This window comes from Tateyamaria sp. syn59 (assembly GCF_007995245.1).
Taxonomy (GTDB): Bacteria; Pseudomonadota; Alphaproteobacteria; order Rhodobacterales; family Rhodobacteraceae; genus Tateyamaria.
The window spans coordinates 1-13,463 of sequence record NZ_VCBA01000011.1; the positions used below are offsets into that span (position 1 = coordinate 1).

The 13,463-nt window shown below is 56.1% G+C and carries 13 protein-coding genes; 4 read left to right on the top strand and 9 right to left on the bottom strand.

Annotation, left to right across the window (positions count from 1 at the left end; all coding sequences use genetic code 11):
- Positions 1–2 precede the first annotated feature (2 nt).
- The 4 genes from FD715_RS17740 (at position 3) to FD715_RS17760 (ending at position 5,539) form a co-directional block, all read left to right on the top strand.
- The gene (locus FD715_RS17740) at positions 3–881 is read left to right on the top strand and encodes a LysR family transcriptional regulator (RefSeq protein ID WP_147112983.1); all 879 of its coding nucleotides are present in this window, start codon (positions 3–5) and stop codon (positions 879–881) included.
- Between the two features lie 718 nt (positions 882–1,599).
- Positions 1,600–3,825 carry a peptidase domain-containing ABC transporter gene (locus tag FD715_RS17750; protein ID WP_189799537.1) on the top strand — a complete coding sequence of 742 codons (2,226 nt, stop codon included), beginning with the start codon at positions 1,600–1,602 and terminating at the stop codon, positions 3,823–3,825.
- An 8-nt stretch (positions 3,826–3,833) separates the two neighbouring features.
- The gene (locus FD715_RS17755) at positions 3,834–4,889 is read left to right on the top strand and encodes a hypothetical protein (RefSeq protein ID WP_147112988.1); all 1,056 of its coding nucleotides are present in this window, start codon (positions 3,834–3,836) and stop codon (positions 4,887–4,889) included.
- Complete coding sequence (locus FD715_RS17760) at positions 4,886–5,539, top strand: hypothetical protein (RefSeq protein WP_147112990.1); 654 nt, start codon at positions 4,886–4,888, stop codon at positions 5,537–5,539. Before FD715_RS17755 ends, FD715_RS17760 begins: the two co-directional genes overlap by 4 nt.
- On the opposite strand, the gene FD715_RS22570 is transcribed toward FD715_RS17760, so the two are convergent.
- From FD715_RS22570 to FD715_RS17800, 9 genes are all read right to left on the bottom strand, one after another.
- Positions 5,536–5,694 (bottom strand): hypothetical protein, encoded by a 159-nt coding sequence (locus FD715_RS22570; protein ID WP_189799538.1) that lies wholly within the window; start codon positions 5,692–5,694, stop codon positions 5,536–5,538. The genes FD715_RS17760 and FD715_RS22570 overlap by 4 nt on opposite strands.
- Positions 5,691–5,948 (bottom strand): hypothetical protein, encoded by a 258-nt coding sequence (locus FD715_RS17765; protein ID WP_147112993.1) that lies wholly within the window; start codon positions 5,946–5,948, stop codon positions 5,691–5,693. Before FD715_RS17765 ends, FD715_RS22570 begins: the two co-directional genes overlap by 4 nt.
- A gap of 13 nt (positions 5,949–5,961) precedes the next feature.
- Positions 5,962–7,182 carry a hypothetical protein gene (locus FD715_RS17770; protein WP_147112995.1) on the bottom strand — a complete coding sequence of 407 codons (1,221 nt, stop codon included), beginning with the start codon at positions 7,180–7,182 and terminating at the stop codon, positions 5,962–5,964.
- A gap of 13 nt (positions 7,183–7,195) precedes the next feature.
- A complete protein-coding gene (locus tag FD715_RS17775) occupies positions 7,196–8,275 on the bottom strand; it encodes a hypothetical protein (RefSeq protein WP_147112997.1) in 1,080 nt (359 codons plus the stop codon).
- Positions 8,272–9,360 (bottom strand): ATP-grasp domain-containing protein, encoded by a 1,089-nt coding sequence (locus tag FD715_RS17780; protein WP_189799539.1) that lies wholly within the window; start codon positions 9,358–9,360, stop codon positions 8,272–8,274. Before FD715_RS17780 ends, FD715_RS17775 begins: the two co-directional genes overlap by 4 nt.
- Before the next feature lie 169 nt (positions 9,361–9,529).
- Complete coding sequence (locus FD715_RS17785; RefSeq protein WP_147113003.1) at positions 9,530–10,789, bottom strand: GNAT family N-acetyltransferase; 1,260 nt, start codon at positions 10,787–10,789, stop codon at positions 9,530–9,532.
- Positions 10,790–10,792: 3 nt separating this feature from the next.
- Positions 10,793–11,680, bottom strand: coding sequence for a glycosyltransferase family 9 protein (locus FD715_RS17790; protein ID WP_147113006.1), 888 nt, complete (start codon positions 11,678–11,680; stop codon positions 10,793–10,795).
- Positions 11,673–12,839, bottom strand: coding sequence for an arginine 2,3-aminomutase (blsG, locus tag FD715_RS17795; protein WP_223274962.1), 1,167 nt, complete (start codon positions 12,837–12,839; stop codon positions 11,673–11,675). The genes FD715_RS17790 and blsG overlap by 8 nt, the downstream gene beginning before the upstream one ends.
- Positions 12,840–13,034: 195 nt before the next feature.
- Positions 13,035–13,436: a DUF6165 family protein gene (locus tag FD715_RS17800; protein ID WP_147113010.1), complete on the bottom strand. Its 402-nt coding sequence runs from the start codon at positions 13,434–13,436 to the stop codon at positions 13,035–13,037.
- Between the last annotated feature and the right edge of the window lie 27 nt (positions 13,437–13,463).

Consider the following 13,463-nt stretch of genomic DNA (forward strand, 5'->3'; position numbering starts at 1 on the left):
ACATAGCTGAGAAGGGCAGCCTCGTCGCTGCAGCCCGCGAAAACGGCATGTCCACGACCACCGTGTCGGAACGGTTAGCGGCACTCGAGGCACACTACGGCGTCGTGTTGTTTAATCGCACAACACGGTCCATCAGCTTAACCGAGGAAGGCCGCACGCTTCTGGACGGCGCCAAATCCGTTCTGAGCGAAGTTTCTGACCTCGACACGCGCATTCGCCACGGGGCCGAAACGCTCTCCGGGCCGATCCGCATCTCAGCTCCCGTTGATCTGGGGCGCTCCATCGTCTCGCAGGCTATATCGACGTTCACCGAAGAGAACCCAGCCGTTTCCATCGAACTGTCTTTATCCGACGGATACGTCGATCTGGTCGGTCGTGGATTCGATTTGGCTGTGCGCTTTGGCAACGTCACTGACTCGACTTTACGTGTGCGGAGTCTCGGAAGGTTCCAACGCCTTGTTTGTGCCGCTCCCAGCTACTTGGAAAGGCATGGAACTCCCGAATCCCCAAACGATCTCAGAGACCACAACTGCCTCGTCATGCGTTTCGGCGAGACCTTGGACAATGTCTGGCAGTTCCGCAGCGGTTCACAGCCACAAAGCGTAACAGTCCGTGGAAGCCGCGTTGTAAATGACGGGTGGCTCACTCGGTCATGGGCACTTGCCGGACACGGGATCGTTTTGAAATCAGAGTTGGATGTCGCGGAAGACATTCGCTCTGGAACCCTGGTGTCGCTACTTGAAGACTACTTACCTCCGCCAAATCCACTGCAAGTGATGTTCCCACCCGGGAGAGCACAGCCGCGGCGGGTGACCGCATTTGCCGAACATCTTTTTGCCAACGTGCCTAACCAGCGAGGTGAAACTAAAGTTTTCTTTTAGGTATCAAGTTGCGCCTCTAACGCGATACAACGCTAAGCTGCCGTTCGAATTGAAAACAGCAACGGCAGCTAAGCCCGCGTCTGGATGGTCGGACCGGGCAGCAGCGAAAGCTCCGTTTCGGATCGGGAGGAAGCGGCGTCTATCAATGACCGCTCTGGTGATACGCACTGCGCCGCAGCAACACGCGTGCTGCGCTAGCGAACGAATGCTGCGCCAGCAAAGCCCGAAAATCCAAGGTCGGCAAAGTCCCGCGACTTGCTCGCCCAACAGCCGAGAGGCAATGTCGGCTTCGGGCTGGAAGGAGCCGTCGGGTCACGGCGCAGCGGATGCTTGTGGAGAGCTCAAATTGACTGATGCTGTGCAGGTGAGAAATGTCCGATCGCGACCCTCAGAAGAACTTGATGGACAGTGTGTACATCATTGGCGCTCAGAGGCCTGGGATCCGGAGCCAAGTGCCCCCTAGCGGGCGGATCTGCGCACCGCTGCCGATCTTGAACCGGGCCAGCCCTGGGGCGTTGTCCGTATCCACGGTCCCCAGATCGAGCCGTATCACGCCTCTTGCGCGGAAGGCTTCGGCCGCTTTCTTCAAAAGTGCGTTAGCGCACTGAGCATGAGCGATAATCCGGTCATGCAGTTTTATACTCGGCTACATACCGCTCAACAGCACCGCACCGCACACCCTCGCTGTCCCGGTGGCAAGGCAATCTTCTAAAGTTTGTTGAGCGAGTATGCTGGTGGTCTTGCGGACTGCCTCTGTCCACTCCCGCAACTTAGACCGAGATTCAATGATCGCCTCCTTCGAAAGCCAGTCTTGAAAACAAGGGTTCAATTTCAACGGGGGACATCCGACTGCGGTGTGGCATGTCTTGTCATGACCGCACAAATCCTCGGCGTTGAATATGACCTCGACGAAATTCAGCATCGTTTTTTCATTCCACCCAATGGAACCTCGCTCCTACACTTGGTGACCATCGCAGAGGGTCTCGGACTGTCCTGCCGCGCTGTGAAGGTCGATCACCGATCCTTGGACAAGGTTGACTTGCCGGCAATTCTGCATTGGGGCATGAACCATTACGTCGTGCTAGAGCGTATCAGCCGCGGCGCCTATCACATCCTTGATCCCGCAAGTGGCCGTTTTGCGGTCAACAACTTGGAGTTGAAGGACAGGTACACCGGTGTCGCCGTCTCGGTATCTTTTGAGCGCGGCGCTGTGTCGCTCGATAGGATTGAAAGGCTGGGGATCATCGACGCCTTCAAGTTGGTGCCGAGCTGGAAACGTCGGCTTCTGGTGAGCGTCTGTGTGGGTGTTGTGCCGGCGTTGTCGGTCTTTGCATTCCCCATATTCCTGAGGATGGTCATGACCCACAGCGCTGTCGGGTTGAGCATGCAAGGCCTTATTTTGCTGACGGGGATTTTCATCGCTGTGTCGTTGGCGTTTTTCTCCTTTGGCATGATCCGGTCCTACTTGATTGACGACCTATCCACCCGGATCGACGCACAGCTGGCACGCATGCTGCCGCGCGCGACACATGATATCTCCTACGAGCATTTCCTGAAGGTCTCGCGCAGCGGGGTTTTGGATGTCTTTTCCGATTTGCGCCAATTCCGAACAAACCTCTCTGCCGGTGCAGTTCAGATTGTAAGCAACGCGTCTGCTCTGCTGCTGCTGCTTGTGGGAGCGTTTTTCCTGAAGGTCTGGTTTGGCCTTGTCCTGTTGTGCTTTGCCGCTGTACATTTTTGGATCTCGCACGTGTCCCGTCTGTCGCGCGAGGAAGAACGTGAGCGGCTGCGTCGGTCGGAAAGCCGAGAAGCTATGATATTGAACGAAAACTTCTCAAACTTTCAGACCTTGCGGCTGAACGCGGGTGAGACGCCGCGGTTGCGACTGTGGTGGGAACTCTATCGCGTCATCGGACAGCACCGTATTCACGCTGACCTGCGCCTATCGGTCGAAAAGGCAACAATCGAGTTTTTGCGGGCTTTGTTGCGTGCTGCAGTTGTCATCGGCGCGGCTGTCCTGGTGATGAGCGGCACGGTTTCAATGGATCTGATGTTTGTGCTGGTGCTCGTAGCGATGTTGTTTTCTGCTTTCGTCACAAGCGTGATCGAGGATCTGGAGAAGCTCACCCTTGCCCGCGAGGCCCTGGCGCGCGCGAGCCTGATCTTGTCGGCCGAGCGCGATCCTATGCATCCCGGCGTGGTGCGCGCGGATCAAGAGAACGATGATCCAGCAAGTGCGGCGCCTTTGATTTGGCCGTCCAGTCTAAACAAGACCGCTTTGCGGCTGTCTTCGTTGGCATACCGCTACGACCGAACATCCGACTATCTTTTTGAGGATCTCAGCGTTGAGGTGCGTCGCGGGGAAACTGTTTGCATTACGGGCTCGTCCGGAGTGGGCAAAACGACATTGCTGCGGCTGTGTGCGGGGCTGCAATTTCCAGAGAAAGGCCAGCTGTTCTGGTTTGGGCAGGATATGCGCCACATTCCGCGGCCGATGTTTGTCGAAACCGTTGGCTGCGTGTTGCAGGAAGACGGTACATTCTCCGGCACATTTGCTCAGAACATTGCGCTGTTTGACCCGGTGCTCGACGAGGCGCGCATGATCCAGGCGTGCGAAGATGCTGTCTTGACCGATCTTTTGGAACGCCTGCCAATGGGTCTGTTTACCCCGCTGCACAGCAGTTCATTCCTCTCGACGGGAGAGAAGCACCGCCTAATGCTGGCCCGTGCGCTTTACCGCAACCCGGAGGTGCTTATCCTTGATGAAATGACCGGGAACCTGGATGCCGAGGTGGAAGATGTGTTGTTTCGGCGCCTAGCACGGCGGGGTGCGACACTCATCCTCACATCGCATCGCGAGCGAACGATTGGGCGAGCGGATCGCGTGGTCTCGTTGAGCCGCCGCCCGGGTGGCACTGCGGTCACAGCGCGCGCAACGTCATGATCTACCCCGTGGCGCCGCAGTTGATGGCAGACCTCGGTTTGATGCGGTTCCTCGTGCCGATGGAAGATGTCGATGGCGATGGGCGGTCACTACTGGAAGGCCGTTCAATCCTGAACCGACCGGCCCCAGGCGACTATCGGCAGTGCCGCTACCCGGGCAGCCGTCGGATGCATGCAAAGCCCATGAACGTCAAAGCGCTTTCGATTTACGTGTCGCAGCGCGACAGCGTCGACCACTGGATCTCTAGTATGTTGGGTGCGCAGCACATCAACCTCAGCGCCCCGCAGCGTTTTCTTTTCGCCAGCCACGCGGCCTACCATACACCGAAGCTATGGCTCTATGGACCTGAGGTGGGGCCGGTGCCCCCCGTCGTCGCAACGGCCGCGAAAATCTGTCACGGGGTTTATGAGTTGGCGTTGCATTGCGTGCGCCGGCACAGCGTCGCAGGCTTCGACCAAATGGATGCCGACGCGATGATCCGCGATGCGGAAGCACATGACCGGTTGATCGGCCGCAATGAGGTCTGCGCCGGTCCACCTCCGATGATCCGCGAAACCCTGCGGCTCTTGCTTGGGGAGGTCCCAACCAAGTTTGCGGATGCGACGCCGGGGCCCGCGGATGTGGGGCGGGCGGTTTCCGTAATGCAGCTATATTGGCGGCTGGAGCGTCTCGCTATCCTGAATACACTTGTTGGTCTGTCCACAAAGCGGGCCACGCTCGGGCGCGTGGTCACCTTTCCGAACGCGATCCGTGTCATTCAGGCAGTCCAGAGAAATCAACCGCTGAGCACCAGTTTTGTGTCGGCCTATCAATGCGTCCCGCCAGCGGGCGCAGGCGATCTGGCGGCTGCAGACCGTCTGATGAAGCGGCATCGAGGTCTCTGGAGCCGGACGCCGGAAGAGATTGAGAACACGACTGCAAGTTCTTTGGAAAGCTTTTCAAAAGATATGGCCGATGTACTCGATATTTTACGTGAAACTGCGCGTGCATTTGGTGTGATTGAGCAGCGCGGACTTTGCTCGGCTCAACTGATCGAGTTCCTCTTTGGGAAGGTCAGGTCATGATCATTGCTCTGAACGGTACCGTGAGCTGCGGAAAGAGCTATTTGGCGCAAGCGCTAAGCGATGCTATGCCCGCGGAGTTTCGGGGCGAGCCACCGATGAGCGATTGGCCAAATGCGACACGGCTGCCCCAATCTCATCGCGATATTAAGGACCTGTTTCTGCGTTCCTGGCGTGTGAGCAATTTGCTTGAGGCGCAGGTTCTGTCCAAGCTCAAGGCAACAGTGATACTCGACAGTGTCTTCGATATACTTCACCACACGATCGTCACGCAAATTGAACCGGGCTTTTTCGGAAGCGGGCCTTATGCAAGTGTACTCGCAGACTGCGCTCGCCTGGACCATGAGCGTTTGCCGACCCCTGATGTTATCGTGAACGTAGTCGTATCTTGGGAAACCTGGCAAGACATGTGCAACGCGCGGGGTTTGGATGACTTTTACCCCGATGCGCATCTGGCTAAGTTTTTTGCGCTTCAGGATGTTTTTCACGACGCCGCATGTCTGCGGGGTGAAGAGCTTGATATCCCGGTTTTGTGCTTTGAAAACAGGATAGCGGGTTCTGAGGACCTTTCCGAATTGGCAAAAACGCTGACGGTGCCCGGACTACGTAAATCCGGGCACCGCGGTACAAGTCGTGTGAATGTGCAGCTTTAGACGGACCAACCGCCGCCGCCGCTGACGCTGGCGCTCATGCCGCGGCCACCGGACACCAGAAGCATCTCTTCCAGCGTCAGCTCGCGCACGTCCGCCTCGTCAAACTTTTCGACGAGATCCTTTTCGAGCTCGTTGCGTGCTTTTGCATCCTTCATCGGGGTCTCCTTTTGCTGTTGATGCCGTTATCGGCAGTGACAGTAAGATCCCGGTCGGCGTCATATTTCGCAACGAACTGGCAGCTGCGGCCTGCAGCTGTGCTTAAACCTGCACGTGTATCGGCGAAGCTTTGCTGATTCGTGTCCTGACCAATCGAAAACCGAATAAACGCACTGATTGTCGTTCCCATGCCGCGCAAACCGACAGGCATGCTTTGGCTGCAAAAACGGATGCTGGCAGCAGTAGATTGCATCGCTTCGAAGCGTTCAAAGATTAAGCCAGCTGCGGATGCCTCTGGATGTATGTATGTGGCCCCTGAAACCGTCGTTCACGTTGAGCGAAGCGGATGCAAAGCGCGTTGTGATTTCGTCCGGAGCAAGCAGAAGAACCCGGTACATGTTCGTTTCCGGATCGTGCTGTATATCAATGACATGCGTCGGCAGCACCCGGGTGCGACCGCCCTCCTGAAACGATATGCTGGCCTTTGCACCCACCGCAATGTGATTGGCCTTGTCGCGGTCGAGCGCCGTTTCGAGCACGGGATTTGCGCCCTCCGGCACCATGACGGCCAAAGCACCGCCCTCCAACACCAGGGTGTCCGCTTCTGGTATGAAACGGACAGTGGCATCGCGCGGCGCGCGCAGGGTGACGATGCTGTCCTGCGCCAGCTGTCGCATCTCCTCCGTCAACCCTTCAATCCGATCCCTGGTTTGCAGGACCTGCATGCGTATCCGGTGTATCTCACTTTGAAACTCGAGGCCGTCCTGAATGCGCGACGCGATGGACGATGACAGAGAAACCTGTTGGTCGAGTATATTCGCGCGTGCATTCAGCGCCTCTATCTCCGTTTCCATCATCGAGACCTCTGAGGTCATGCCACGGTTCGACAGCTCCGCTGATATCTCTGAGATTTCGTCAAAACGCTCGGCAATGGCGTTCTCGCGCGAAACGCGCTCTTCTTGCTGCTGAAACGCTGTCGTGATCTCGGCGCCAAAGTCGTCATGAATGGCACTGACGCCTGTGAGGCGTGTTTCCTGCTCGGCAAGTGCCTCACGGGCCAGATCAATCTTTCGCTGCAGCGCCGAGAGCCGGGTGGTGACCTCGTCTTCGTTGGTGAAGGCATCTGTCTTGCGGGCCATGACGAGTTGATCTCCGGTCCCGACAGCTTGACCAGGCTCGAACAGCCTTTGCTCGACAATCACATCGGTTTGCGTCGTCAGCCTTATCGGAAGCGGAGAGGTTGACAGCTTGAACGTCGCGGGAAGAGCCAATTGGACATAAAATACCATCGCAATGCTTGCTGCGGTGACAGCGATCAGGATAGCGGCAATGCATAGATAAAATCGACGTCGGGTTTGCCGGGATTTCAGTTCGCTTCGCAGGTCGCTGAGGAGGAAGTTGGTCGAGGCATAAGGATCATAGTCTTTGCTGAAGATGCGTCGCGCCTGCGCGGGCCGAGAGACATTGGCTTTGTTCATACGCCACATGTGCCGCCCACGATCAGGATACCTGTTCCTGTAGCCGAAGTAGACCGCTGCGCGCGAGGCTACCATAGGCCTGTTCCAACTGTGCCGTCGTGACTTCTGGCGGCAGCTTTATCTGTCCGTTAGAACCCCTGAGCTTGGGTTGGCATGCCAGGCAAGCTGCTAGCTCCGACAGTTCGAACTGTCGGTCGACAGTTTTGCAGAAGTACCGATCGTTGATCTGCAGGATGAAAAGAGGACTTGATCTATTGTGACTCGGGACCTGCAACCCTGATACAGCATCTCCGTTGGAGAGGCTGACCATCTCGCGCCTACCAAAGAGGATGTCCCATTGTACGACCTGGTGGCAGGACCAGATTTCATGCACCCAATCCGTCCACTCCGGGGTGCCAAGAGCCTCTGGGCGCAGCAGAAGATTGCGGTAAGTGGCATAGTACTTTTCGGCCAGTTCGCTCTTGCGCCGCAGACGTTTGGGAAGCCACTTCGCCTTGCGGTAGGTGTCGCCTTTCTGGATCAAAAGGCACTCTAGCTCGGATCTAAACAGGCTTTGCAGCAGCTCAGTGATCAGGGCCGGTTCGCCATCCTCTAAAGCGCCGAGATAATCGAGAAAGAGCGACAGGGACATGTCGCGTTGCCCATCGAACAAACGCTCTGCATAGGTTTGCCTGACTTCGTTGGTGATGAGCTCGTCGAATTGCTCGTTCCCATATAGGCGCTTTGAATTCATGACGCTCTCCAGACTGATGGACTCCTGCGAGTGAACTGACAGATCGATCTTCTCGAGGTGCCTGATCAGGCGGGACCATTCCGACTTGCGCATCAAAAGCGCTTTGATGTTGCGCGCGGCGTGGTTATAGCTCTGGCGAACCGATGGCGTATTCATCGGGTAGCTAACGTCGTCCAGCACAACCCATGCATCCAAATTCGATGTGGTATTTGATAGTTCTGCTGCCGTTGACCCGGTGATGGCGCTAATCACCAGGCTTTCCGCGAACGTCTCCCTTGCCCAGCTCTGCACCGTGTTCTCGGCACCGGTAGAAACGGCCGGACTTGGGCGCGTAACAGCCACGGATTTGTCGGAGCCCCCAGCTGTCATGCCGCGAGCTCCTCAACCGCGAGTTCAAAGGCCTCATGCACCTGCCGCATGCGTTGCGCTACTTCGCCAGGTGTCTCGCCTTCTATGAAAACCCAACCAGTACAGTTGAAAGATGAGGCTGGCAGGGGCTGCAGTACGTCACCCTGCTTGATCGGTAGGTGTACGCCGATGACGCCCTCCATCGCCATGAGGGCAGCTTCGGATGTGATGTGCCGAACGTAACCGGTACGATACGGCAATAGCAGATCGCCGACACAACTCTGACGGGTAAAGACTGGGGTCGGGCGCAGGCCAAGGTAAGTGTCCAGCGTTGCCCCTGCGATATCGAACCCCAATGCAAGGCCATGATTTCGCGCAATTTCACACCCGGGATAGCGCAGGGCCAGCTCTCCGAAAGTCAGCCGGCTGCCGTCCGAAGAGATAAAGACCTCCATATGCAGATATCCGTGCGGCAGCTCAAATGCGTCTACCACGCGCTGGACCATCTCGCGCAGATCAGCAAACGGGATATGGCTGTGGTCTTTCCCAACACTTATGTTTGCATTGAGCGAACCCTGCGCCGCATCGACGGGCCGCGAAGGCATCAGCGAGGGAAAGACATGCAGCACCTCGCCCTCGGCTATGAGCGCACATAGTTCATATTCCTCATCCTGGATGAAGGCCTCAACCATCATGTCAAAGGGGCCCGCAGCGATTGAAACACTCTCCAGATCGTTCGCGCTTTTGAGGACCGTTGTGGACAAGGTTCCCCAGCCGTTCACAGGTTTTAGAACGATGGGAAATCCATGCAGGTGTACGAAGTTGTGGAGGTCACGCAGGGTCTTAACATGTGCGAACGGTGCGGTGGCGAAGCCCGCGCGGTTCAGCCGCGCCTTCATCGTAGGTTTGTCGCGCAGCGCGCGCGCAACATCCGCAGGTAGCCCTCCGACGCCCACAGCATTCGCGAAAGCTTGCCAGAACTCCTGATCTGGCTCGGACATGCAACAGAAACTGTCGGGCTTGAGCCCTTTGGGCTTGCACCAGTCCTTGAACCGCGCTGCCTCGGCTCGAACACCTGCGGACAGGTCGATGGCAAAGACATCCATGTCGCGGGTTCGGTCCAGGTACTCGGGGTCGTGGATTTTGAGGTCCGGCCGTAGCAGGATGGGGCGTACATCTCTGCGAGTAAACAGTGCATCATTGAAAGAACACGGGCGATTTGATGTGCAGGGCCTGTCGTCGGGAAAAATGAGGTGTCGTTTCATCGTTGCAACCTCAAAAGCTGGTGTCTGTGAAAGGGGCCGGGGCGCCCATGAAACACGCGCTGAGCGCGCTCTCTGCGCCTGGTGTCTCGATCTTAATGCGCCCGCTTTGCACAAGATCCCAGGTTGAGAGGCCGCGTAGCACCAAGCTTGACAGCGTGCTGAGATCAAGCGCTGCGTCAGGGGCGTCGTCCGTGAGCTTTGCCGATGTTGTAGAGCCATCGGACATGATCTCAATCGTAAAGGGATCAAGGAATGCAACCGGGTCAACGACCGCAAGCCGCAGGGGTCTGTTTGTGCTTCCCAGAACGGCCTTCTGGAATAGGGCGACCGGATCTAGGATGCGAAGCCAGATGTGATCTTGAACGGACAGGGTTTCGAGTTTGCGACCGTTTTTTAACATCCATTTCAGTGCCGGGACGAGCGGTGCGTGTCCAATTCGGATACTTCCGACCAGGTCAACGCGAAAGAGAAACGACCAGAGTGTCGCCTCGCCTGCGATGTCAACGGCGGAGATATGTAAAAGCTCAAGTTCGCAATCGGGCATGCCCGCCGCTTCCCGCTGATGGACGCGGTAGATCGCAAACCCCTTCGGCGTGTCCTGACTGTCGCGTAACAGGCAATAAAAGGGGCGTGGCAAGCCGTTGCTGTCCGACAAAACATCCGGCGATTTGCCAGCCTCCAGACGTGCAATCAATCGGTGCCAGTATTTAGGGCCCCGTGCCACGCTGCCGGGTCGGTTTGAGCAGGCGCGGTGGAGATCGGCAAGCACAGCCTTGAGATTTTCGGCAGTTACCAAAGAAATCGCGCCGGTCGAGCCAATCTCTTCGCGAAAGTCCCGCGGATGTGGCGCGTGAACGCGGTGACTTGCGCTGAATGTTGCGACACCGGAACCGTACCGCTCCCAAAGCGGCCAGTCCGAAGATGTCCAAGCGCAGGTCGGATTTCCGCGATCAAGGGCATCCTGCATGGTCTGCATCAGCAGGGTATGAATGACCCCCATGCGCGTATGCGTCGGCAAAACTGCCGCCTGCCCAACGGCGGCAATAGGGATACGGACGTTCTCAGACAGCGAGAGTTCAAGCGCGCGCGACCCGAGTGTGCCAACAACGCGTCCTTTGTCATATGCAGCTAGAGCAAGGCTCATATCGAAGGCCTCAGCTTGCTCTTCGATGAACTCTGGCGAGGCTGACTTCCCGGCCGCGGCGAACACGGTATTGACGTAATCCGCTACCTCGTTTTGCGCCACCGCCCGGAATTCCAGGTTCGACATCGCTCAGGCGACCTCCGGAGCGAAACGCGCTAAAATGATGTTGGCCGCTTGCTCCACAGCGCATGCCTGCCATCGGGTCCCGTCCTTGACCTTCTTCGGGCGCATGCAGATCGAAAGGGCGTGCCAATCGGGATGCATGCGCAAAAGCGCCGACCGGTCTTCGTAGAGAACGAGGCTAGGCACGCGTTGAGATGCAGCGAAAAACGAGACGATGCCTTCGGGCGTGATCAGAAAATCCAGTGTAGAAAGGAAAGTGAGAGCCTCTGTGAGCCCTTGCTGCCCGATCAGATTGATCACGTTGTCGGGCAGGTCTCGCAGAAGAGCGGCCTCGTCCTCATCAAAAGACTCTTCGGTGCCCATAAGCACGATTGTGATGTCAGTGCATGCTGCAAGACATTGGCCCAGCCTAACGCACCAACCAACGTCCATGCGCCGTTGCGCTGCTTGCCGACTGCCACTGTTCATATTGATCCCGACGAGAAGACGACTTGGCCGCTCATCTTGCTTGGGCAGATTGAGTTGTGGGAACGGCTCGAATGTCAGAGTTGCGGGGTCATCCGGTTCATTCCCGCGCCCGGCGCCATCGTGAAAGATGTTGATATAGCGATCAGGCTGATTTTCCGCAAAGACACGCATTTCAGGTATCGTGTCGCGATGAACATAATCCGGATTGTAGTTGATCCCATTGAAAAGATTAGCAACTTCGCCAATCTTGGTGTCCATACCAGCGTGTCGGCAGATGCGGCGCAGACGCACCGGCGCAGCTTGCGCCAGGCGGCTTAGTTTGCACATTGCGATAAAGCCATCACCGATGGTGCCGCAGAAATAGAATTGCGTATCACGTTCCTGCTGCCCATCTGGGGCAGCGATGCTAAGGGCCGTTTCAGTCATGTTGCGGCAGCACTTCAGCCTGCAGGGCCACATCGTCGAGCGCATTGATGGTCATGGTCTGGCCAGTGTGACTGCGCAGGATGATTTTCCCGTCTTTCTGCGTAACGTAGCTTTTCTCCAGTGGGATTTTTCCCAGCTTCGTCGTCACGATGTAGCGCGGTATGGCATAGCCACTGATGTGGCCGGTAAGCGCCTCCATAATTGCATTGCCCCGCTCGATGTCCGTCATGAAATGGGACACACCTGAGACGTTGTCACAATGATAGAGATAGTAGGGCTTCACCCTGATCTCGAGCAGTCTGCAAAGCAGTGCGCGCATCGTCTCAACATCGTCATTGATCCCTTTCAGCAAAACCGTTTGGTTCTGAACCGGCACACCGGCGCGCAGCAAGCGATCGCATGCAGCAGCAGCTTCTGCTGTGATCTCGCTGGGATGGTTGAAGTGGGTGCTGAACCAAACCGGATGGTATCGCTCCAGCATTGCGCAAAAGTCGTCAGTGATCCGTTGCGGCAGCAAGACAGGATACCGCGACCCGATGCGGATGATTTCAACGTGTGGTATGTCGCGCAAGCGGGCGAGAATTTGTTCGATGCGGCGGTCGTTGTATGTCAGTGGGTCACCGCCGGTCAGCAACACATCACGGATTTCTGGGTGTGCTGCGATGTATTCAAAGTCAGCGTCGTAGCTGCTCCCTTCACCTTCGGCGAAGTAGGACTGCTGCTTTTCCGTTGTATGAAACTTTCGTGTGCAATGGCGACAGTAGACCGGGCAATTCTGTGTCACGAGCATGATGACGCGATCATGATACTTGTGCACAACACGATTGGTTTTTCGATATTGCATATCGCCGACTGGATCGACATCCGAATTGGCGTGCGTCATTAATTCTTGACGACTTGGGATGGCTTGAAGCCGAATTGGACAATTCGAATCATGCTTGTCCATAAGCGCTGCGTAATAGGGTGTTATTTGCCAGCGGAAACGATTTTCGGAATCTTTTATAACCTTTCGTTCATCTTCAGTGAGATCAACCCATTGCTCAAGTTCTTCGATTTTACGGATTGAATTGGAGAGTTGCCAGTGCCAATCAGACCATCTGTCTGATTCACAGATTTCGTTCCGACTCAATATGTTCATTTGGCCGCCATACACCTCCATCTTGGCTGATTTAATCGCATCCTTTTAGGTTAGCAAAGTAATGGAGCAGCGCAAGTTCTCGTCTAGGTGGTGGTGGCGTAATCTCGCGTCTGACCGGGCGAGAAATTGCCACTTGAGAAGTGGCGTGCCGGCGGCATTATCTTTCAAGCGCCTGTCTGAGGTGCGATATTTGTGCGTTTTTACTTCTTAAAATGTTCAACAATAAGACTTTTCTTCAATCAGCGGGGAGCCAAGTGCGAGGTTGATCTCTCGCTTGAGGCGGTAGCGTTCATCGTTCATCTGGTAGACGGATCGGGCTAATTTTATGAAGTCTGCCCCAAAGTCATGAGCGGCTTCATGTTCACGAATTCGATCTTCTATTTCCCACAAGTTTTCGTTGACGCTTTTGAGATCTCTTAAAAGAGAATCGATCAGTTTGATCTCCTCTTGCTGAAATATTTCATCTCTTGATCGGCGCAATGCCGCCAATTCATGGGCGGAATTATTCCGCTTTGAGGTTTCTTGGATGCGCTCCGACTTGATCTCAAGGATGGCTATCTTGTCAAATAGCTCCCCAAAGCTCACACTCACTTTTATGCTAGAGGGTAGATCAGACATGAAACTCCTGCCTATGTGTGATTGGCG